Source organism: Nocardia farcinica (genome assembly GCF_029867845.1).
GTDB classification, from domain to species: Bacteria; Actinomycetota; Actinomycetes; order Mycobacteriales; family Mycobacteriaceae; genus Nocardia; species Nocardia farcinica_A.
Genome location: NZ_JARWRU010001266.1, coordinates 1 through 19,327, shown reverse-complemented (window position 1 = coordinate 19,327; position 19,327 = coordinate 1). Strand labels below are relative to the sequence as shown.

Genomic DNA, 19,327 nt, shown 5'->3' with positions numbered 1-19,327 from the left:
CGGTCGAGTCGTTCCTCTTCGATGAGTTCCTCGAGTTCGGCCTCGAGGTCGCCCATCTCGTCGGGGAAGACCCACCGTCGCATCGCCCAGAAGCGGAAGGCCATCTGCAGCAGGTTGCCGACGATGAACGCGCTGACGAAGTCGGCGATGTTCTCGACCAGGAAGCTGACCTCGGGCTGACGCAGGCCGAAGACGTAGCTGGATATCCACAGCGGGATGTTGCTGAGCACCACGCCGATGCCGGAGACGGCGAAGAACAGCAGCGCCTCGTGGCTGCGCTCGTGGCCGCCGCGGTTCTTGAACGACCACTCGCGGTTGAGCACATAGGAGGCGATGACGGCGATCACACCGGAGATGATCTTGGCGGTGACCGGTTTCTCGGCCAGCACCGTCCACTTGAGCAGGTAGAAGATGCCGCTGTCGATGATGAAGGTGGTGGCCCCGACGATGGCGAACTTGATCAGTTCGTGGTGGCGGTAGGCCATCTCCCGCAAGGGCTGGGGGAGGACGCTGACCGCGTCGTCGACGATGGACACGGGGTCGAAGTGTACCGGTAGGGCCTGCGCCGACCCGACGTGACAAGATTGCCCGACGTGAGCACCCGTAGTTTCGACCCCTCTGCCATGCCCACCGTCACCATGATCGGCGGCGGGCAGTTGGCACGGATGACGCATCAGGCCGCGATCGCCCTCGGTCAGCGGCTGCGGGTGCTGGCCGAACGGCCCGACGACCCCGCCGCGCAGGTCAGCCCCGATGTCGTGCTCGGTTCGCACACCGATCTGGCCGCGCTGCGCAAGGCGGCGGTCGGCTCGCACGCGCTGACCTTCGACCACGAGCACGTGCCCACCGAGCACCTGGAGGCGCTGCAGGCCGAGGGCGTGACCGTGACACCGCCGCCGTCGGCCCTGCGCTACGCCCAGGACAAGCTCGACATGCGCGAGCGGCTGAGCGAACTGGGCCTGCCCGTCCCGGCCTTCACCGCCGTCACCTCGCCCGCCGCCGCGGTGGCCTTCGGCGACGAGCACGGCTGGCCCTTCGTCCTCAAGGCGGTGCGCGGCGGCTACGACGGTCGTGGCGTGTGGATGCCCGCTGACGCCGCCGAGGCCGAGCGCCTGGTCGCCGAGCAACTCGACCGGGGGGTGCGGCTGCTGGCCGAGGCCAAGGTGGAGTTGCGGCGCGAGCTGTCGGCGATGGTGGCGCGCTCGCCCTTCGGTCAGGCCGCGACCTGGCCGGTGGTGGAGACCGTGCAGCGCAACGGCCAGTGCGCGGTGGTGCTCGCACCCGCGCCGGAGTTGTCCGAGGAGCAGGCGGCGCGCGCGGAGACCATGGCGCTGAACCTGGCCGCCGAGCTCGGCGTCGTCGGCGTGATGGCGGTCGAGCTGTTCGAGACCCACGACGGCGAGCTGCTGGTCAACGAGCTGGCCATGCGTCCGCACAATTCCGGCCACTGGGGCATGGACGGCGCCCGCACCGGCCAGTTCGAGCAACATCTGCGCGCCGTGCTGGACTATCCGCTCGGCGACACCACCCCGCTGGCGCCCATCACCGTGATGGCCAACATCCTCGGCGCTCCCGAGGCGCCCGCGATGTCGATGGACGAGCGCCTGCACCACCTGTTCGCCAGGATGCCGGAGGCCAAGGTGCACCTCTACGGCAAGAGCGAGCGCCCGGACCGCAAGATCGGGCACGTCAACGTGCTCGGCGAGGACGTCGCCGAGGTGCGGGAGAAGGCAGAGCGTGCGGCGCACTGGATGTCGCACGGCGTTTGGACCGACGGATGGGATCCGCATGAGTGACAACGGCAGGCCCGGCCCCGCGGTGGGCCTGATCATGGGCAGCGACTCGGACTGGCCGACCATGGAGGCCGCCGCCGAGGCGCTGGCCGAGTTCGGCGTCCGGTTCGAGGTCGGCGTGGTCTCCGCGCACCGCACCCCGCAGCGCATGCTCGACTACGCCCGCCAGGCGGCGGGTCGCGGCGTGCGGGTGATCATCGCGGGCGCGGGCGGCGCGGCGCACCTGCCCGGCATGGTCGCCTCGGCCACCCCGCTGCCGGTAATCGGTGTTCCGGTCCCGCTGAAGTACCTCGACGGCATGGACTCGCTGCTGTCCATCGTGCAGATGCCCGCGGGCGTGCCCGTGGCGACCGTCTCCATCGGCGGTGCGCGCAACGCGGGCCTGCTGGCGGTGCGCATCCTGGCCGCCTCCGATCCGGCGCTGCGCGAGCGCATGGAACAGTTCCAGGCGAACCTGGAATCGATGGTGCTGGACAAGGACCGCGCCCTGCGCGAGAAGCTGCTCGGCTGAATTCCGCCGAGCTACCGGCAGGTCGGGTGATTTCCGTGCGGTGGCGCGCGCGGGCGAGTCGATACGGTGGTGGCGTGGCGAGTGCGGAGAGTTCCCGGGTGCGTCCCGGGGTGACGGGGGTGGACCCGGCCCGGTTCCGGCTGACCGTGGTCGACGAAGCCTTGCGGCTGTTCGCCGACAAGGGCTACGAGGCGACCACGGTCGACGAGATCGCCGAGGCGGCGGGCATCTCGCGGCGCACGTTCTTCCGGCAGTTCCGCTCCAAGGAGGACGTGATCTTCGCCGATCATGAGGCGCAGCTGGCCGCCGCCCAGGCTTTCCTCGAGGCCGCGCAGGGCGATCCGTGGGACGCGGTGTGCGAGGCCGTGGTCCAGGTCTTCGAGCGATTCACCCAGTGGCGTGACATCGCCGCGCGCCGCTACCGGGTGGTGCGCAAGGTGCCCGCGCTGCGTGAGCGCGAGATCGTCACCGTCTTCCGCTACGAGCGTCTGTTCACCGACTACCTGCGCCAGCGTCTGCCCGATTCACCGGATCTGGCGCGCGTGCAGTTCACCGCCGCCGTGACCGCCACCCACAACTATCTGCTGCGCCGCATGGTGCGCGGGGAGTCCGACGCGGGGGCGGCCGACCTGCGCCAGGAACTGGCCGCCATCCCGCGTGGGCACGAGCGCGACCACTCCGCCGACGAGCTGGTGGTCGCGGTGTTCCCGCGCGATATGCCCAGTCGCCGCGTTGCCGATCTGCTCACCAGGAAACTGGGTACGCTGTGAATCGGTAGACACCCTCGGTGACACCCAGTGCCATCGTGTATCCCCTAATGCTGCCCTTCGGCGTGCGGGGGAGGCGCGGTAGTATGGCACCGAGTGCCGATGCGACAACCCCGATACCCAGGAGCGTGCCCAATGGCGGGAAACCCCGATTTCGACCTGTTCAAGCTCGAGGACTTCCACGACGAGCTGCGTGCTGCCATCCGCGCCCTGGCGGAGAAGGAGATCGCCCCGCACGCCAAGGCCGTCGACGGTGAGGCCCGCTTCCCCGAGGAGGCGCTGAGCGCGCTCAACGCCGCGGGCTTCAACGCCGTGCACATCCCCGAGGCCTACGGCGGCCAGGGCGCCGACTCGGTCGCCACCTGCATCGTGATCGAGGAGGTCGCCCGCGTCTGTGGCTCCTCCTCGCTGATCCCCGCGGTCAACAAGCTCGGCACCATGGGCCTGATCCTCAAGGGCTCCGAGGAGTTGAAGCAGAAGGTGCTGGCCGACATCGTCAACGGCGAGATGGCCTCCTACGCGCTGTCCGAGCGCGAGGCCGGCTCCGACGCCGCGAGCATGCGCACCCGCGCCCGCCAGGAGGGCGACGACTGGATCATCAACGGCTCCAAGTGCTGGATCACCAACGGCGGCAAGTCCAGCTGGTACACCGTGATGGCCGTGACCGACCCGGAGAAGGGCGCCAACGGCATCTCCGCGTTCATGGTGCACAAGGACGACGAGGGCTTCGTGGTCGGCCCGCTCGAGCACAAGCTCGGCATCAAGGGCTCGCCCACCGCCGAGCTGTACTTCGAGAACTGCCGCGTCCCCGGCGACCGCATCATCGGTGAGCCCGGCACCGGCTTCAAGACCGCCCTCGAGACCCTCGACCACACCCGCCCGACCATCGGCGCGCAGGCCGTCGGCATCGCCCAGGGCGCCCTGGACGCCGCGCTCGCCTACACCAAGGACCGCAAGCAGTTCGGCAAGTCCATCGCCGACTTCCAGAACACCCAGTTCATGCTGGCCGACATGGCGCTGAAGATCGAGGCCGCCCGCCTCATGGTCTACACCTCCGCGGCCCGCGCCGAGCGCGGCGAGAAGAACCTCGGCTTCATCTCCGCCGCCGCCAAGTGCTTTGCCTCCGATGTGGCCATGGAAGTCACCACCAACGCCGTCCAGCTCTTCGGCGGCGCCGGCTACACCACCGACTTCCCGGTCGAGCGCATGATGCGCGACGCCAAGATCACCCAGATCTACGAGGGCACCAACCAGATCCAGCGGGTCGTCATGTCCCGCGCCCTGCTCAAGGGCTGATCTCCACTCGAAGCCGAGGCGCTTCGGCCGGTCCCGGTACGTATCTGCGGCCACCTCCAGGCTGTTGCCCGTACCAGGCCGCCGAGGCGCTTCGTCCGTTACCGCCCACGACTACAACGAGACCCATGTGATTCAGGTCCGGCTACGAGCGCGAGATGGTCCGGCTACGGTCGAAGCTGTGCGTCGCACCCGGTGGACCATTCAAGGCGAGACCGTAGTGGACGAGAACCGGCCAGCGGTGGCGATGATCGACCGAGGCGAGATCGTTGGTGCCGCCACGGTCGTCGCGCTCTATCGCGCGCTCAGTCCGGCCGCGGCGTAGTCAACCCGAGCACGAGCTCCCGGAAGTCGGCCACCTCCGCCGGACTGGCCTGCGGGGGCGGGGCACGAAATTGTTCCAGAGTCGGGCCAGGCCGTATGCGAGACTGGCGGGATGTTCGCACTCGTCGTGAGATTTGAACTGAAGGACGCTGCTGCGGCGAAGGCTTTCGACGATCTGGTTGCAGAGACGAGCAAGGGGATCGCCGAGCATGAACCCGGAACGCTCGTCTACGCAACCCATGTCGTTGAGGACGCACCGTTGGCGCGAGTCTTCTACGAGGTCTACCGGGACAGGGAGGCGTTCGAGGAACATGAGCGTCAGCCGCATACCAGGCATTTTCTGGATCAGCGCAGCAGCTACGTCCGCGACTTCCGGGTCGAGTTCCTCACGCCCGCGGCGGCGAAGGGCCTCCCGGGCTGACTATGCCCGATCGGTGATGCCGCACCAAACCGCGAACCCGGTCACTGTGTCCGTCTTTCGTGCCTCGGCGCGGGCCAGGGCACGGAGGCGATGTTGCTGGTGAACAAGGGCACGAGCATTGTGGGCGGCTTCGTCCCGTTGGCCGGGGGGCTGCTCGCGGCGGGTGCGGCGATCCTCGTCGGCCGCCGCTACCCGGACCAGCGGATGACCGTGACCATGGTGGGCTGCTACGGCACGATCCTGCTCGGCGCCAGTGCAGCACTGTTCACCCCCGGCTACCTCGATGCGCCGCAGCTGATCTCACCGACACGAGCCCAGACATCAACGAGGTCGTAGACGTGCGGCGGTTCCCACTCGAGGAAGCGGTCGACATGATCAATCGCAGCGAGATTATCGACGCTGCAACGGTTGTGGCGCTCTATCGCGCGCTCGGTCTGCCCGCGGCATAGCTGCTTCAGGCGCAGAGGGCGGCACCTCAACCGAGAGCCTTCAGCGCTGCCATCCACGGCAGCGGCCCGGTATCGTCATCGTCCGTTATCCGAACAAATCGCACCCCCCACTGTGTGAGCCGGGCGCGCGCCTCCCGTACAGCCGGGAAGTTCATCTGCTCCCGCTTGGCGTGTGGTATCGCCACCACGGGCCGTCCGGCGCCGACCGCCTCTACCAGCAGCGCAAGCGGCAAAGTATCACCTATGCCCATGGCCCACTTCGCCAACGAGTTCGAAGTCAAGGGAGCGGCGATGATGGCATCGGCTGGGGGCAGCAGGTCATCGGTACCCGGATCTTTGAATTCAGAACGCACCGGATGCCCGGTCTGAGCCGCCAACGCCTCGACGTCGATGAAGCGGGCACCATTAGGCGAGGCGACGACACACACGTCCCAGCCGTCAGCCTGCGCCAACTCCACCAGCTCCCCGATCGTGTCGGCCGGTGACGCACCGGTCACGATCGCATACAGCACCCGAGTGCGTTCAGTCATGACCCCATCATGGCAGCCCTGCGCCGGGTTCTGCTCCGGCTAGACCACGGCTCGCACGCGCTGAGCGAGGCTGCCCAGATCACCTGTCGTGAAGCTGCGCTTGGCGGTACGCATCATGCTCCCGACCACTTCCTTCACGGTATCCAGGCTCCTGACATGCTCTGGCGCAATGCTTTCGGCCCTGAGTAAGGCGTCGACCGAAGTGGCGTAATCACGACATGAGGCGGCTGCGCGCCCCACCTCTACGAAGTACTGCGCGGCCCGCCCTGGGGTCGGGAGCGTCTGAGGTTTCAGCTTCTGCGCGAGGGTGAGCACCGCTTCTGGCTGGTGACTATCCATTGCCACCGTCATCTTCCACAGCGCCACATTCGACGGTTCGAACGTGGTGTTCCCGATGATCGATGAACGATCTTCTGCGGACGCGCTGTTCAGTCGGGCTGCGCACTCATCGGCGTGATCCAGGTGGTCGTGTGGATCGCCACCGATCGTTGCGGTCGCCAGCGCTGCCTGCAAGTGCAGCATTCCCACCGTTTGGAAATCGCTGACGGTTCGCGCGGCCGGGCTGGCAGAGGCCACAGCGCTTTCCGCGCAGTCCAGGGCAGCCTTCAGTGAGCTGGGGCGAGTCATCAGCACCTGGCTGCGGACGAATGCCGATGCGGCAAGACCCGGCCGACTGTCGATTGCGCGCGCCGCGGCCTCGGCTGTCTGCGCGGACAACCATGCGAGCGGCAGGTGTCCGCAGGCGCGCATCACGACAGAGGTGTCGAAAGCCACTTGCACCAACGCGTCCCATGCTGCCCGCTGCACGCCCGAGCCACTCTCCCGTGTGTGCCGGAACAGATCGGTGATCAGTGGGGCGAGGATCACCGCGAGAGTGGAGTATTCGCCAACCATGTTGAGTCGCGTGACTGTCCGGCTTGCCGTGATGAGTGCGGGGATCTGGCGCAACGGCCGACCGTCGTCGACGTTCCCTGCCGCCCACAAGGCGGTCTCGATGTCGGTAACAAGGGTTGGAAAGTCCTCGCCGCCGGCCAGCAGAGGGTCGATACCCGACCACCCGCTTGCCGCTGAGCGCGCGAGTAGGTCACGATTGGAATCGTGGTCCGGCGATGTGTCGCCGACATGCGCGGCTGTGGCAGGTGTATGGCGCGCAGGCGCTGAGTATCGGCTCCTCCATGCAGCCTCGCCTTCTGCCACGATCTGCTCGAATCGTGCCCGATCGTCCGGTGTTGTTCGTTGGGCGTAAGTCGTGTCCAGGATCGCTTGCGTCACTGGTCGCGGTCTGACAGCGCTCAACCCCGAGCGCCAGTTGTTGACCGTGGTCGTCTCGACACCCAGCAGTGCGGCGAACTGTCGGATCGACTTACGCATCGCCTCCTGCAACGCAACTGCTTCAAAGCCCGTCCACCCCTGTCCGCGAATCATCGCCACCCCTACTTTTCAGCACCCTACCCGGGGAAGTACTTACGGTACGCCTACGCTACGCCGTCCCTACCGACGCTGCTGGCAGGCGACAATTTTGACCGGAACCCGATGAGCATCAACGAGCAGGGAGATGCTCGGGACGTGAAGGCACCCAGCCGAACGGCAGGCATGGGGCCGTGGGTGCTGACACACACCGGTTTCGTGTTCGGTCGAATTTGTTCAATTCATCCAGCCGTCAGGGGGTCTGGACATGCGTGTCGATGATGCGCGGATAGTGCTGGCGCTAGCGTCGATGTCGTCGGTCACCGCCGACCTCGATCACCTCGAAGCGAGCGTCTCGGTCGCCTGCTGATGCTCCGGTGGGCCTTGTATGAGCCCGCCGATCTCAGTTCGACCTCGTACTGACTCCGGCCCACGGATGCCGGCCGCTGGCCGCGTTGATCCATCCGAGTGTGCCGAAAACATCACAGCGCCTGCGTCACGAGCAGCGCTGCTTCTTCGCGCGCAGAAATGCGCGGCCCACTTCCCGACTCCCGTTTCAGGAGATCTGAGATGCCTGTGTACGAAATGTGTCTGTTCCTGGCGGCTCTGCCGCTGGCGGCCTTCGGTGTGCTCGTGCCGTTCCTTAATGCGGCGCGGAAGCCTCCTATACCGATTCTCCCGCAACTCAACGAGTTTGGCCGCGCACCTGATGAGCGTCTCGGCTCCGACGCTCTGGCCGACGTTCGAGCGGGTGTCGCACATGTCGACCGCCCGAGCGCTCGATACGCCGCGAAACCGCTGGCTATCACTCCGCGCACCATGCAGTTCGAGGGCACCTCCTCCAGCAAGTGCCCGGTCGGTCGTGGCTCGCCGCCGGATGCCGACAACAAGTCGCGTGTCCCGCTCTTCACTGATCAATTCGCATCCGACCCGCACGCCGCATACGCCCAGATGCGAGCACAGTTCGGGCCATTGGTGCCGGTGTGGCTGGCTCCCCGAGTGCCGGCGACGTTGGTGATCGGCTACTGGACTGCACTGAAGATCCTCAACGATCCCGAGCACTTCCCCGCTGATCCCAGTTCCTGGCAGCGTGATGTCCCCTCGGGTTGCCCGGTCCTGCCGATGCTGGAGAAGCGTCCGAATGCTTTGCGCAGCAGTGGCATCGAGCATGCAAGGTTTCGCGCGGCCAACGTAGCCGCCCTGGGGCGCGTGGACTTGACCGCTCTGCACGCGGTGGTCGAACGCAGCGCCGTGCGGCTGATCGGCGGGTTCAGCAGTGCGGGCCGGGCCGATCTGCTCGGCGACTACGCCCGCCCGCTGGTCTTCGAGGTGATCGGCGAGCTGATCGGCTGCGATCCCGACATCAGCGCGCGGGTCGCTGCCGGGATGGCGATGATGTTCGACACCACCACTGACGCGGTGAGCGGGAACCGGTCGGCGGTGGCGGCGTTGGGTGAGCTCGTTGCCCGTAAGCGGGTCGAGCCGGGGGAGGACGTCACGTCCTGGCTGCTCGCGCATCCTGCCGGGTTGGACGGCGCGGAGCTGGTGCATCAGTTGTTCACCTTGTATGCGGCGGCGAGTGAGCCGTTGACGAATCTGATTGTCAACACGGTGTCGTTGATGACGAGCCGCCCGGATTTCGGGGGCCGGGTCGTGGCGGGTGAGGTCTCGACGCGGGACGCGTTGAACCATGTGTTGTTCCGTGATCCGCCGTTGGCGAATTTCTGCATGTCGTATCCGCGGCAGCCGCAGCTCATCGACGGCGTGTGGGTGCCTGCGCATCAGCCGGTCGTGATCAGTCTGGCCGCGGCCAATAACGATCCGGCGGTGATGGGCGGCAACATCTTCGGCAACGAGTCGCATCTGGGTTTCGGGGCGGGTCCGCACCGCTGTCCCGCGCGGGCCCTGGCCGAGTTGATTGCCGGTGACGCGATCGATCAGCTCCTCGATGTGCTGCCCGAGATCGAATTGGCGGTTCCCGCCGAAGAGCTGCGGTGGCGGCCGGGCCCGTTCCATCGGTCCGTTGAAGCGCTGCCCGTCGTTTTCGCTCCCGTTGCCGCGTCACTGTCCGTTCCGATCGTCCGCTGAGTGTCAGGTGATCTGTGATGACCGATCTGCAACCCGCCCCTGCTTCTCTTTCCGTGCCTGGCCGTGAGCCTGATCCGATCCGGCTGGACGTCACCGGCGCCGACATCATCGGCGAAGCCCTCGCGTTGCGGGCGCGCGGACCGTTGGTGCAGGTGCTGCTGCCCGGCGATATCCCCGCGTGGGCGGTCACCGATGCCGAGGTGATCAAGCAGCTGTTCACCGACTGGCGGGTGTCCAAGGACGCCCACCGACACTGGCCCACCTTCATCGCCGGGGGAGTGCCCGCGGATTGGCCGCAGATCGCGTGGGTGTCGGTGCGCAATATGTTCACCGCCTACGGCAAAGAACACCACCGGCTGCGCAGACTCGTCGGCCCCGCCTTCAGCGCTCGCCGCGTCGCCGCGTTGCGTCCGGAGATCAGGATGATCATCCGCAGGCTGCTCGACGATCTCGCCGCCCGGCCCGACGGGGCGGTGATCGACCTGCGCGAGGACTACGCCACCCAAGTGCCGTTGCGGGTGATCTCCGCCCTGATGGGAGTCCCTGCCGAGCTGCAACCGCGACTGCGGGTGTGTGTCGATGAGATCTTTTCCACCAGTCCGCGCCGCGACCCGCGGGCCACTTTCACCGAGCTGGTCGACACCCTGACGCAGTTGGTGGCGCGTCGTCGCGTCGAGCCCGGGGCGGATATGACCAGCCTGCTCATCAGCCACCGGGACGAGCAGGCGGATCGGCTCAGCGAAGAAGAGCTTGTCCACACGCTGTTGCTGGTGATCAGCGCCGGCTACGAGACCACCGTCAACCTGATCGACCAAGCTGTCTACCGGCTGTTGACCCAGTCTGAGCTGCTGGCTCGGCTGCGTGTCGGCGCGGTGACGTGGTCGCAGGTGATCGAGGAGTGCTTGCGGTTCGCGCCGCCGGTGCCGAATCTGCCGCTGCGCTATGCGGTCACCGATATCGATATCGCGGGCACGCGGATTCGAGCCGGGGAGGCGATTCTCGCCTGCTTCGCCGCCGCGAACCGTGACCCGCAGTTGCACGGCCCGGACCCCGATGTGTTCGATCCGGCTCGGTCGAACAAGGAGCATCTGTCGTTCGGGTACGGGCCGCACTACTGCCTCGGGGCGGCGTTGGCCCGGCTGGAGGCGATCGAAGCGCTGCCCGCGCTGTTCGGGCGGTTCCCGGAGTTGACGCTCGCTGTCGAGCCGGGACAGTTGCGGCCGCTGCCCAGTTTCGTATCCCAAGGGCACCAGGCTCTGCCTGCGTATCTGGACCGGCCGCGCGACCTCGGGGACGGCCATGGCCACTGATACTCCGCCGATCTGCGCAGTCGTCCCGCTTACGCAGGCACCCAGCATCCGCGTTACCGCCGACGAGCGTCGCCACGACAACCCGCACTGGCCGACGCGCTCGCCTCGGGACGCCACGAACGCGCTGTTGCTCCATGACGCCTGTGCCTGGCACTGCTCCACCAAGGTCGCCGCCCTCCTGGTGACCAGGGACAACTACCAGTACTTCCGCGATCGCGGATGGATGGAAGGAAACGCATGGGCACCATCGCTCTCGGATTGCTGAATCTCACTGTCAGCTCCGCGCCCGACACCGACCGGCACACACTCGTGGAACTCGCTGCGGCGCACGGCTGCACCATCACTCACGTGCTCGACATCGACGAGGACACGTTCATGCCGACCACGCTGATCATCGACAGCGCCAACAGGATTCGTGCGACGACGATCCTGGCTCCGAGCATCGAACACTTCGGGGCAGCGACCAAAGCGCTCACCCTCGCTGCCACACTGGTCGTGCCGCAGGCCGTCATTCCCCGGGTACGCGGGTGGAACCCCAACCCCTGACGCCCGGACATACGCTGACCCCAGCGCAAACGCCGGACGGGGCACGTCACGATGGGCTGCGTTCCGCTCGTCGACCGGCTGTCACTTCTCCTCGCCGAGCGCCTCCACCGCCGCCGCGTAGTGGGCTTCCGCTGCCCGAAGCATGTCGGTGGCCGCCCGAAGATTGGCGTTCTCCACGATCAGGTCGGCCTGCGCCTGCGCGACCGCCTCGTGCTGCGCGGTCAGCTCCCGGATGATCGCGCCCGCCTGCTCCACGATGTCGAGCCTGCCCTGGTCGCGCGCCAGCGTGATCGTCTCGGCGGCCTGCCGGATCAGTTCCTCGGTCTCGCCGCTGTTCAGCAGTTCCTCGCCGACGCGAATCTGATCTTCCACATCGGCGGCGATGTCCGCGTCGGGTTCGTTCGTCATGGTCACCATCGTGCCGTGTCCGCACCACGTTCGACGACTCGGAGGTCGTGCCGACGTGGCGGAACCGGCCCGTGCCGGTCCCGGTTCGTGCGGACTACCGCGCGAGCAGGTCGGCGTACTCGGAGTGCTCGGCGATGTACTTGTCGACGTACCAGCAGGTGGGCAGCACGGTGTAGCCCGCGCTACGGGTCTCGTCGAGGGCGAACTTCACGACCTGGCCCGCGATGCCCTGGCCGCGGAACTCCGGGAAGGTGACCGTGTGGTTGAAGTCGCGGATCCTGGTGTCCTCCCGCTCGGCGTAGTCGGCGTACCCGGCGAGGGTGTCGTCGACGTAGATCTCGTAGCGGGTGTCGGCGGCGTTGTGTTCGAGCCTGGTCGTCATGGTCGGAACAACCTCGATCCGGGCGGGGATGTTCCCCCGGCTAGAGCACGGCCCCGGGATTGAGGATGCCGTTGGGGTCGAGGGCGTCCTTGACGCGCTTGGTCAGCGCCATGACGTCGGGGCCGACCTGGTCCGGCAGCCAGGGCTTCTTGAGCCTGCCCACGCCGTGCTCCCCGGTGATGGTGCCGCCGAGGGCGATGGCCAGGTCCATGATCTCGCCGAAGGCGCGGTGCGCGCGGGCGGTGTTCTCGGGGTCGGCGGGATCGTGGACGATCAGCGGGTGGGTGTTGCCGTCGCCCGCGTGCGCGATGACCGAGACGATCACCTCGTTGCGTTCGGCGACGGCGGCGACGCCCGCCACCAGATCGCCCAGCCGCGGCAGCGGCACCCCGACGTCCTCGAGCAGCAGCGGGCCGATCTTCTCCACGGCGGGGATGGCGTAGCGGCGGGCGGCGGTGAACGCCTCGCCCTCGTCGGGGTCGTCGGTGTGGAACACCTCGGTGGCGCCCGCCCGCTCGCAGGCCCGCGCCATGATCTCGGCCTCCCTGGCGGCGAACTCGCCCGGCGCGTCCGAGCGGGCGACCAGCAGGGCGGCGGCCTCGCGGTCCAGGCCCATGCGAAGCTCGTCCTCGACGGCGTTGACCGCGACCCGGTCCATGAACTCCAGCATCGACGGCCGCAGCGCGCCGGTGATGGCGAGCACCGCCTCGGTGGCGGTGTCGAGGGTGGCGAAGGTGGCGACCACGGTGGTCTGGCGCGGCTGGGCGGGCAGCAGGCGCAGGGTGAGTTCGGTGATGACGCCGAGGGTGCCCTCGCTGCCGACGAACAGCTTGGTCAGCGACAGGCCTGCCGAATCCTTCAGCCGCGGCCCGCCGAGGCGCACAGGAGTGCCGTCGGCGAGCACCACCTCCATGCCGAGCACGTAATCGGTGGTCACGCCGTATTTCACGCAGCACAGCCCGCCGGCGTTGGTGGCCGCGTTGCCGCCGATCGAGCAGATCTCGAACGACGAGGGGTCCGGCGGATACCACAGCCCGTGCTCGGCGACGGCCCGCTTGACCTCGGCGTTGAGCAGGCCTGGCTGCACCACGGCCGTCCTGGTGACCGGGTCGACGTCGATGGCGCGCATCTTCTCGGTGCTCAGCACCAGCCCGCCGTCCACGGCGGTCGCCCCGCCGGACAGCCCGGAGCCCGCCCCGCGCGGCACCACCGGCACCCTGTTGGCGTTCGCCCAGCGCAGGGTGGCGGACACGTCGGCGGTGTCGCGTGCGCGCACGACGGCCAGCGGGAGACCGGCGGCCGGATCCTTGGCCCAGTCCTGCCGGTAGGCTGCCAGCAGATCTGGATCGGTGTGCAGGGCGCCCTCGGACAGCGCGGCCGTCAGCTCGTGCAGATCCATCCCGCCACGCTACCGCCGCGCACAGGGTGTTCCCTGAGCATTTCGGCCGGGTGAATTTCGCCGCGCCGAGTGGTTTTCCGCTCCGGCCCGCGAAACAATCGCTATTGGTACTGGCGCCGCGGCAGGGTCGGACGCAGGGCGAACCGGTCTGGAAACGAGCAATTCGCACGGAGAACAAGGGAGGGTTCGATCATGCGTACCGAAGGGCCGGACGCCCACGATCTGGTGGCCGCGGCGTTGTCCGCGGAATTCGACGAGGTGGCCTTCGGCGCCGGATCGGGCGGGCAGACCGTGGATCTGGACGTGCTGCGGCGCATCCACAGCGGCGATTTCACCCGATGGGCGGCAGTACTGGAGAGCTCCGGGCTGTTCGACAAGCAGGCGCGCGAGCGCGTCCTCGCCCGCTGGCGCGAGGACCAGGGCGCGCTGTTGGCCGCCCTGCTGGCCGATGCCGACGACGTGACCCGCCGTCGCTGGCTCATGGCCTGGTCGGCGCTGGACCGTCCGGAGCCGCTGAGCCGGATCGGCTGAATCGGTTCGCTCAGCCCAGGATTTCGATCCGATCGCCGTCGACGACGACCACCTCGTCGTCGGTGAGCCCCCAGTGTGCGATGCCTTCCTCGCGATAGCGCGCCGCCAGCCGGGCGCTCTCGCCGTCGGGATCGGTGGCCGAATCCAGATGCGGCACGATGCGCCGGTCGACCAGACCGAGGCCGTCCCACACGGGTTCGATGCCGCAGGCGGGGGCCACCTCGCCGGGATCGTCCATGGCTTCCAGGCCGCGCAGGTCCGGGGTCAGCAGGCAGGCCCCGGCGCTGTAACCGGCGTAGACGAGCGCGTCATCGGCCAGCAGGGCGGGCAGTACCCGGTCCGCGCCGCTGCGGGCGCACTGGGCGCGCAGCACAAAGGTGTTGCCGCCGCGCACCCACACCAGCGGAAATCCGCGCAGCGCCGCCTCCAGCGCGGCGGGCCTGCCCGCGTAGTCGCGCAGATCGAGCACCTCGGGGGCGTAGCCGTGGCGGCGCAGCGGGACCAGGTCACTGGTGACCGCCGACTGCCAGGCCGACGGCCAGGCGTCGCAGGCGTTGGGGATCACCGCCACCCGGCCCGGCTCGCCGACCAGCCGGGCCAGCCGGTCGGCGTGCCTGCCGAACCGGTAGGAGGCCAGGAACAGGCGCACGGGCGTCAGATCGTGAAGGCCAGATTGCGCACCAGTTGCAGGCCCAGCTTCTCGTCGCCCTCGATGTCGATCTCGCCGAGGTGGTCCTCGAGCGGCGTGCGGCCGCCGCCGAGCCGCACGAACAGCCCGGAGTCCATGGTGATCCCGACGGTCGGTGGCGCGTCGAAGCTGTCGACATAGGCGGCGCGCTCGGCGACCTCGATGCGCTGGGTGCGGGCCAGCTCGCCGGTGAGCGCGAACTCCACCCTGGAACCCGCGGGCGCCTTGCCGAGCTTGGCGACCACGCGCGGCACCGAGGCGGCGAACTCGGCGAAGGCGCGCTCGCCGCGCGGACCGCCCTCGGCCACCGTGCGGCCGAGCGAGTCGGCGATGTCGAGTTCGTGGAACCAGCAGTCGAACAGGCGCACCCGCATGAACCGGCCGTAGGGGACCTGGCCGATGGGCGAGACGGTCGGGGTGGCCCACTGCTGGTCGGTCATGGCGGACAGCGCGGCGCGGCGGCGGTCGGTGACCTCGCGGTAGAGCGCGAGCAGCCGGGCGCCGGGCAGCGGGCGCAGCCGGTCGATCCAGATCTCGTTGAGCACCGCGGTCTCGTTGCGTACGTGCGGCAGCTCGCGCACGTCGGTCTTCGGGCGCTCGGGATCGTGCGCGGGCGGCTTCTCGCCCAGCAGCCAGGATTCGGTGCCGACCACGTGCGCCAGCACGTCGAAGACGGTCCAGCCGGGCAGGATCGACGGTGTGCGCCAGCCCTGTTCGTCCAGATCGGCGACCAGTTCGTCCAGGGCGTGCCACTGCTCCGACAGCAGGGCGGTCAGCTCACCCTTGTCCAGGGTGGGGTCGGCGAGCGCGGTGGCCTTGCTCGGCTCGGCGGAGTCGCTCAACGCTGGGTTCCTTCCTCGAGTGCCGCCAGGCCCGCCTCGATCGCGGCGGCGGTGGCGGCGGTGTCGTGCGGTCTGCGTAGCAACAGGCCCTTGACCAGTCCGATCTTGTCGCCGTCGTGGCGGGGGATGACGTGCAGGTGCACGTGGCCGACGGTCTGGAAGGCCGCGCGGCCGTCGTTGATCACCAGGTTCGCGCCGTCGGCGGCCAGTCCGCCGTGGCGCACGGCCCGCGCGAGGCGATGGCCGACCCGGAACACGGCCGCGCCCAGATCCGGGTCGAGATCGGCCAATTCGCCCGCGTGTTGCTTCGGGACGATCAGGGTGTGCCCGCGCGTGATCGGCCTGATGTCGAGGAAGGCGCACACGGCGTCGTCCTCGTAGACCTTGGTGGCCGGCGCGGTCCCGGCCACGATGCCGCAGAAAACGCAGTCGTTCACATCGGAGACCCTACGGCGTGCGCGCGCCGTGGGACAGTCCGGTGCGAGCGGGTGGGTTTGCCGGACCGTCCCACAGAACGAACCGGGGGCCCCGGTGTGACGCGCATCTCAGCTAGGCTCACCGCCAGCCGGGTATGGTTGCGAGGATTTCAGGCGAAGTTACTGGTCGGTAACTTCGCCTGTCCGTCATTCGGTGGTTCCGGCCACCACGAGCAGGAAGTCTGACAAGTGGAGACAACGCAAAACGTGGGCGACTCGTCCCCGCGCGGAGCGCGTGTCGGAGTCGTTCGCGAGACCAACGCGGGCGAACGACGTGTCGCATTGGTACCGAAGATCATTCCGTCGTTGCTGAAGCAGGGCGTGGAGGTGGTCGTCGAGGCCGGCGCCGGACACGGAGCGCTCATTCCCGACGATGCCTTCGTCGCCGCGGGCGCGGTCATCGGCGATCCGTGGTCGGCCGACGTCGTGGTGAAGGTGGCGCCGCCGAGCGAGGCCGAGGTGGCGAAGCTGTCGAAGGGCCAGACCCTCATCGGCTTCCTCGCCCCGCGCAACGCCGACAACCGGATCGAGGCGCTGAAGTCCGCGGGCGTGCAGGCCTTCGCCGTGGAGGCGATCCCGCGCATCTCGCGCGCGCAGGTGATGGACGCGCTGTCCTCACAGGCCAATGTGGCCGGCTACAAGGCCGTGCTGCTGGCCGCCTCCGAGTCGACGCGCTTCTTCCCGATGCTCACCACCGCCGCGGGCACCGTGAAGCCGGCGTCCGTACTGGTGCTCGGCGTCGGTGTGGCCGGCCTGCAGGCACTGGCCACGGCCAAGCGGCTCGGCGGGCGCACCACCGGCTACGACGTGCGTCCCGAGGTCGCCGACCAGGTCCGCTCGGTCGGCGCCCAGTGGCTCGACCTCGGCATCGACGCCGCGGGCGAGGGTGGCTACGCCCGCGAGCTCACCGACGAGGAGAAGGCGCGGCAACAGCAGGCGCTCGAAGACGCCATCAAGGGCTTCGACGTGGTCATCACCACGGCGCTGGTGCCGGGCAGGCCCGCGCCCCGGCTGGTCACCGCGGCCGCCGTCGAGGGCATGAGGCCCGGCAGCGTCATCGTCGACCTCGCGGGCGAGACCGGCGGCAACTGCGAACTCACCGAGCCGGGGCAGACCGTGGTCAAGCACGACGTCACCATCGCCTCGCCGTTGAACCTGCCCGCCACCATGCCCGAGCACGCCAGCGAACTGTACGCCAAGAACATCGCCGCGCTGCTGGAACTGATGCTCGTGGACGGCAAGCTCGCGCCGGACTTCGGCGACCAGGTGCTCGCCGATTCCTGTGTCACACGTGAGGTGGACGCCTGATGTATACCGAACTGCTGGCCAACATCGCGATCCTGGTGCTGTCCGGGTTCGTCGGTTTCGCCGTCATCTCCAAGGTGCCCAACACCCTGCACACCCCGCTGATGTCGGGCACCAACGCCATCCACGGCATCGTCGTGCTCGGCGCGCTGGTGACGCTGGGCAAGATGGAGGACCCGTCCATCGGCATCCAGATCATCCTGTTCGTCGCCCTGGTCTTCGGCACCCTGAACGTGGTCGGCGGTTTCGTGGTCACCGACCGCATGCTCGGCATGTTCAAGGCCAAGAAGCCGGTCGAGCAGAAGGCGAGCGAGTAAGCCATGGACAATCTGGTCAACATCCTCTACATCGTCGCGTTCGCGATGTTCATCTACGGTCTGATGGGCCTGACCGGCCCGAAGACCGCCGTCCGCGGCAACTGGTTCGCCGCGGCGGGGATGGGCGTGGCCGTGGTGGGCACCCAGATCTCCATCCGCGACACCGGCAACTGGATCCTCATCGTCGCCGGTCTGGTGATCGGCGTCGTGCTCGGCGTGCCGCCTGCCAAGTTCACCAAGATGACCGAGATGCCGCAGCTGGTCGCGGCGTTCAACGGTGTCGGCGGCGGCACCGTCGCGCTCATCGCGTGGGCCGAATTCCTCGACACCACCGGCTTCTCGAACTTCAAGCACGGCGAGGAGCCCACCGTCCACATCATCGTGGGCTCGCTGTTCGCCGCGATCATCGGCTCGATCTCGTTCTGGGGCTCGCTGATCGCCTTCGGCAAGCTGCAGGAGATCCTGCCCGGCCGCCCGATCGGCCTCGGCAAGCTCCAGCAGCCGCTGAACCTGCTGCTGGTCGTGGTCTCGATCGCGGCGGCGGTGGTCATCGGTGTGCGGGCGGCCGACGGCGGCGCGCCCTGGTGGTGGATGGTGCTGCTGCTCGTCGTCGCCGGCGTGCTCGGCCTGATGGTCGTGCTGCCCATCGGCGGCGCGGACATGCCGGTGGTCATCTCACTGCTCAACGCGCTGACCGGTCTGTCGGCCGCGGCCGCGGGCCTGGCGCTGAACAACACCGCCATGATTGTGGCGGGCATGATCGTCGGCGCGTCCGGCACCATCCTGACCAACCTCATGGCCAAGGCCATGAACCGTTCCATCCCGGCGATCGTCGCGGGCGGCTTCGGCGGTGGCGGCGCGGTCGCGGGCGGCGCGGGCGGCGGCGAGCAGAAGCAGGCCAAGGCCACCTCGGCCGCCGACGCCGCGATCCAGATGGCCTACGCCAACCAGGTCATCGTGGTCCCCGGCTACGGCATGGCCGTGGCGCAGGCCCAGCACGCGGTCAAGGAGATGGCCGCGCTGCTCGAGGCCAGGGGCGTCGAGGTCAAGTACGCCATCCACCCGGTCGCCGGCCGCATGCCCGGCCACATGAACGTGCTGCTGGCCGAGGCCGAGGTCTCCTACGACGCCATGAAGGAGATGGACGACATCAACGGCGAGTTCTCGCGCACCGATGTCGCCCTGGTCATCGGCGCCAACGACGTCACCAACCCGGCGGCGCGCGAGGACGCCGCCAGCCCGATCTACGGCATGCCGGTGCTCAATGTCGACCAGGCCAAGAGCGTCATCGTGCTCAAGCGCTCGATGAACTCCGGCTTCGCCGGTATCGACAACCCGCTGTTCTACGCCGACCACACCTCCATGCTGTTCGGCGACGCCAAGAAGTCCGTCGGTGCGGTCACCGAGGAGTTGAAGGCGCTCTAGCGCAACGGTTTCCCGGGGCCCCCGGCGGGGGGGGCGGGGTGGGCGGGGGGGGGGGGGGGGCGGGGGGGGCCCCCCCGGGGGGGGGGGGGGGGGGGGAGAGCCCCCCCCCCCCCCG

At 68.5% G+C, this 19,327-nt stretch carries 23 protein-coding genes; 14 read left to right on the top strand and 9 right to left on the bottom strand.

Annotation, left to right across the window (positions count from 1 at the left end; genetic code table 11):
• Positions 1 to 485, bottom strand: a 485-nt coding sequence (locus QH283_RS28435; RefSeq protein WP_280506011.1) for a GtrA family protein, incomplete at its 3' end; no start/stop codon positions are given.
• Positions 486 to 623: 138 nt separating this feature from the next.
• Here QH283_RS28435 and QH283_RS28430 point away from each other — a divergent pair.
• From QH283_RS28430 to QH283_RS28400, 7 genes are all read left to right on the top strand, one after another.
• A complete protein-coding gene (locus QH283_RS28430) occupies positions 624 to 1,796 on the top strand; it encodes a 5-(carboxyamino)imidazole ribonucleotide synthase (protein WP_280506010.1) in 1,173 nt (390 codons plus the stop codon).
• Positions 1,789 to 2,304 carry a 5-(carboxyamino)imidazole ribonucleotide mutase gene (gene purE, locus QH283_RS28425; protein WP_280506009.1) on the top strand — a complete coding sequence of 172 codons (516 nt, stop codon included), beginning with the start codon at positions 1,789 to 1,791 and terminating at the stop codon, positions 2,302 to 2,304. The genes QH283_RS28430 and purE overlap by 8 nt, the downstream gene beginning before the upstream one ends.
• Before the next feature lie 74 nt (positions 2,305 to 2,378).
• On the top strand, positions 2,379 to 3,074 hold the full coding sequence (locus QH283_RS28420) for a TetR family transcriptional regulator (protein ID WP_280506008.1): 696 nt from the start codon (positions 2,379 to 2,381) through the stop codon (positions 3,072 to 3,074).
• Between the two features lie 132 nt (positions 3,075 to 3,206).
• Entirely contained in the window at positions 3,207 to 4,367 is a 1,161-nt protein-coding gene (locus tag QH283_RS28415) for an acyl-CoA dehydrogenase (RefSeq protein ID WP_280506007.1), read from the top strand.
• Between the two features lie 178 nt (positions 4,368 to 4,545).
• On the top strand, positions 4,546 to 4,689 hold the full coding sequence (locus tag QH283_RS28410) for a hypothetical protein (protein WP_280506006.1): 144 nt from the start codon (positions 4,546 to 4,548) through the stop codon (positions 4,687 to 4,689).
• 111 nt (positions 4,690 to 4,800) lie between these two features.
• Positions 4,801 to 5,109, top strand: a complete 309-nt coding sequence (locus QH283_RS28405) for a putative quinol monooxygenase (protein WP_280506005.1) — start codon at positions 4,801 to 4,803, stop codon at positions 5,107 to 5,109.
• Between the two features lie 90 nt (positions 5,110 to 5,199).
• Positions 5,200 to 5,445 carry a hypothetical protein gene (locus tag QH283_RS28400; RefSeq protein WP_280506004.1) on the top strand — a complete coding sequence of 82 codons (246 nt, stop codon included), beginning with the start codon at positions 5,200 to 5,202 and terminating at the stop codon, positions 5,443 to 5,445.
• Between the two features lie 139 nt (positions 5,446 to 5,584).
• Here QH283_RS28400 and QH283_RS28395 read toward each other — a convergent pair whose 3' ends face one another.
• Positions 5,585 to 6,088, bottom strand: coding sequence for a flavoprotein (locus QH283_RS28395; RefSeq protein ID WP_280506003.1), 504 nt, complete (start codon positions 6,086 to 6,088; stop codon positions 5,585 to 5,587).
• Positions 6,089 to 6,127: 39 nt separating this feature from the next.
• Positions 6,128 to 7,459, bottom strand: a complete 1,332-nt coding sequence (locus QH283_RS28390) for a hypothetical protein (protein ID WP_280506002.1) — start codon at positions 7,457 to 7,459, stop codon at positions 6,128 to 6,130.
• 606 nt (positions 7,460 to 8,065) lie between these two features.
• Here QH283_RS28390 and QH283_RS28385 point away from each other — a divergent pair.
• The 3 genes from QH283_RS28385 to QH283_RS28375 all read left to right on the top strand — a co-directional run bounded on the left by QH283_RS28385 (position 8,066) and on the right by QH283_RS28375 (position 11,439).
• Positions 8,066 to 9,583: a cytochrome P450 gene (locus QH283_RS28385; RefSeq protein WP_280506001.1), complete on the top strand. Its 1,518-nt coding sequence runs from the start codon at positions 8,066 to 8,068 to the stop codon at positions 9,581 to 9,583.
• Positions 9,584 to 9,600: 17 nt separating this feature from the next.
• Positions 9,601 to 10,893, top strand: a complete 1,293-nt coding sequence (locus tag QH283_RS28380; RefSeq protein WP_280506000.1) for a cytochrome P450 family protein — start codon at positions 9,601 to 9,603, stop codon at positions 10,891 to 10,893.
• 237 nt (positions 10,894 to 11,130) lie between these two features.
• The gene (locus QH283_RS28375) at positions 11,131 to 11,439 is read left to right on the top strand and encodes a hypothetical protein (RefSeq protein WP_280505999.1); all 309 of its coding nucleotides are present in this window, start codon (positions 11,131 to 11,133) and stop codon (positions 11,437 to 11,439) included.
• A gap of 81 nt (positions 11,440 to 11,520) precedes the next feature.
• Here QH283_RS28375 and QH283_RS28370 read toward each other — a convergent pair whose 3' ends face one another.
• The 3 genes from QH283_RS28370 to QH283_RS28360 all read right to left on the bottom strand — a co-directional run bounded on the left by QH283_RS28370 (position 11,521) and on the right by QH283_RS28360 (position 13,628).
• Complete coding sequence (locus tag QH283_RS28370; RefSeq protein WP_280505998.1) at positions 11,521 to 11,847, bottom strand: hypothetical protein; 327 nt, start codon at positions 11,845 to 11,847, stop codon at positions 11,521 to 11,523.
• Between the two features lie 94 nt (positions 11,848 to 11,941).
• Complete coding sequence (locus QH283_RS28365) at positions 11,942 to 12,229, bottom strand: GNAT family N-acetyltransferase (RefSeq protein ID WP_280505997.1); 288 nt, start codon at positions 12,227 to 12,229, stop codon at positions 11,942 to 11,944.
• A 40-nt stretch (positions 12,230 to 12,269) separates the two neighbouring features.
• Positions 12,270 to 13,628, bottom strand: coding sequence for an FAD-binding oxidoreductase (locus tag QH283_RS28360; protein WP_280505996.1), 1,359 nt, complete (start codon positions 13,626 to 13,628; stop codon positions 12,270 to 12,272).
• Positions 13,629 to 13,820: 192 nt separating this feature from the next.
• Here QH283_RS28360 and QH283_RS28355 point away from each other — a divergent pair, with 192 nt between their 5' ends.
• On the top strand, positions 13,821 to 14,159 hold the full coding sequence (locus QH283_RS28355) for a hypothetical protein (protein ID WP_280505995.1): 339 nt from the start codon (positions 13,821 to 13,823) through the stop codon (positions 14,157 to 14,159).
• Between the two features lie 10 nt (positions 14,160 to 14,169).
• Here QH283_RS28355 and QH283_RS28350 read toward each other — a convergent pair whose 3' ends face one another.
• From QH283_RS28350 to QH283_RS28340, 3 genes are read right to left on the bottom strand one after another with little or no spacing between them, the layout of a single operon-like run.
• Complete coding sequence (locus QH283_RS28350; RefSeq protein WP_280505994.1) at positions 14,170 to 14,808, bottom strand: Type 1 glutamine amidotransferase-like domain-containing protein; 639 nt, start codon at positions 14,806 to 14,808, stop codon at positions 14,170 to 14,172.
• A gap of 5 nt (positions 14,809 to 14,813) precedes the next feature.
• Positions 14,814 to 15,689: a maleylpyruvate isomerase family mycothiol-dependent enzyme gene (locus QH283_RS28345; RefSeq protein ID WP_280505993.1), complete on the bottom strand. Its 876-nt coding sequence runs from the start codon at positions 15,687 to 15,689 to the stop codon at positions 14,814 to 14,816.
• Positions 15,686 to 16,126 carry an HIT family protein gene (locus QH283_RS28340; RefSeq protein WP_280505992.1) on the bottom strand — a complete coding sequence of 147 codons (441 nt, stop codon included), beginning with the start codon at positions 16,124 to 16,126 and terminating at the stop codon, positions 15,686 to 15,688. Before QH283_RS28340 ends, QH283_RS28345 begins: the two co-directional genes overlap by 4 nt.
• Positions 16,127 to 16,354: 228 nt before the next feature.
• Between QH283_RS28340 and QH283_RS28335 the strand changes: the two genes are divergently transcribed.
• Genes QH283_RS28335 through QH283_RS28325 form a run of 3 tightly spaced genes read left to right on the top strand, consistent with a single transcriptional unit; the run spans position 16,355 to position 19,212 of the window.
• Positions 16,355 to 17,473 carry a Re/Si-specific NAD(P)(+) transhydrogenase subunit alpha gene (locus QH283_RS28335; RefSeq protein ID WP_280505991.1) on the top strand — a complete coding sequence of 373 codons (1,119 nt, stop codon included), beginning with the start codon at positions 16,355 to 16,357 and terminating at the stop codon, positions 17,471 to 17,473.
• Positions 17,473 to 17,787, top strand: coding sequence for an NAD(P) transhydrogenase subunit alpha (locus QH283_RS28330; RefSeq protein WP_280505990.1), 315 nt, complete (start codon positions 17,473 to 17,475; stop codon positions 17,785 to 17,787). Before QH283_RS28335 ends, QH283_RS28330 begins: the two co-directional genes overlap by 1 nt.
• A 3-nt stretch (positions 17,788 to 17,790) precedes the next feature.
• On the top strand, positions 17,791 to 19,212 hold the full coding sequence (locus tag QH283_RS28325) for an NAD(P)(+) transhydrogenase (Re/Si-specific) subunit beta (RefSeq protein ID WP_280505989.1): 1,422 nt from the start codon (positions 17,791 to 17,793) through the stop codon (positions 19,210 to 19,212).
• The last annotated feature ends 115 nt before the right edge of the window (positions 19,213 to 19,327 follow it).

What these genes read in the sequence shown, in the direction of transcription:
- QH283_RS28430 (WP_280506010.1), top strand. Translation starts at nt 624, where the DNA reads ATGCCCACCGTCACCATGATCGGCGGCGGGCAGTTGGCACGGATGACG.
- purE (WP_280506009.1), top strand. Translation starts at nt 1,789, where the DNA reads ATGAGTGACAACGGCAGGCCCGGCCCCGCGGTGGGCCTGATCATGGGC.
- QH283_RS28415 (WP_280506007.1), top strand. Translation starts at nt 3,207, where the DNA reads ATGGCGGGAAACCCCGATTTCGACCTGTTCAAGCTCGAGGACTTCCAC.
- QH283_RS28405 (WP_280506005.1), top strand. Translation starts at nt 4,801, where the DNA reads ATGTTCGCACTCGTCGTGAGATTTGAACTGAAGGACGCTGCTGCGGCG.
- QH283_RS28400 (WP_280506004.1), top strand. Translation starts at nt 5,200, where the DNA reads ATGTTGCTGGTGAACAAGGGCACGAGCATTGTGGGCGGCTTCGTCCCG.
- QH283_RS28395 (WP_280506003.1), bottom strand. Translation starts at nt 6,088, where the DNA reads ATGACTGAACGCACTCGGGTGCTGTATGCGATCGTGACCGGTGCGTCA.
- QH283_RS28390 (WP_280506002.1), bottom strand. Translation starts at nt 7,459, where the DNA reads ATGCGTAAGTCGATCCGACAGTTCGCCGCACTGCTGGGTGTCGAGACG.
- QH283_RS28385 (WP_280506001.1), top strand. Translation starts at nt 8,066, where the DNA reads ATGCCTGTGTACGAAATGTGTCTGTTCCTGGCGGCTCTGCCGCTGGCG.
- QH283_RS28380 (WP_280506000.1), top strand. Translation starts at nt 9,601, where the DNA reads ATGACCGATCTGCAACCCGCCCCTGCTTCTCTTTCCGTGCCTGGCCGT.
- QH283_RS28375 (WP_280505999.1), top strand. Translation starts at nt 11,131, where the DNA reads ATGGGCACCATCGCTCTCGGATTGCTGAATCTCACTGTCAGCTCCGCG.
- QH283_RS28370 (WP_280505998.1), bottom strand. Translation starts at nt 11,847, where the DNA reads ATGACGAACGAACCCGACGCGGACATCGCCGCCGATGTGGAAGATCAG.
- QH283_RS28365 (WP_280505997.1), bottom strand. Translation starts at nt 12,229, where the DNA reads ATGACGACCAGGCTCGAACACAACGCCGCCGACACCCGCTACGAGATC.
- QH283_RS28360 (WP_280505996.1), bottom strand. Translation starts at nt 13,628, where the DNA reads ATGGATCTGCACGAGCTGACGGCCGCGCTGTCCGAGGGCGCCCTGCAC.
- QH283_RS28355 (WP_280505995.1), top strand. Translation starts at nt 13,821, where the DNA reads ATGCGTACCGAAGGGCCGGACGCCCACGATCTGGTGGCCGCGGCGTTG.
- QH283_RS28330 (WP_280505990.1), top strand. Translation starts at nt 17,473, where the DNA reads ATGTATACCGAACTGCTGGCCAACATCGCGATCCTGGTGCTGTCCGGG.
- QH283_RS28325 (WP_280505989.1), top strand. Translation starts at nt 17,791, where the DNA reads ATGGACAATCTGGTCAACATCCTCTACATCGTCGCGTTCGCGATGTTC.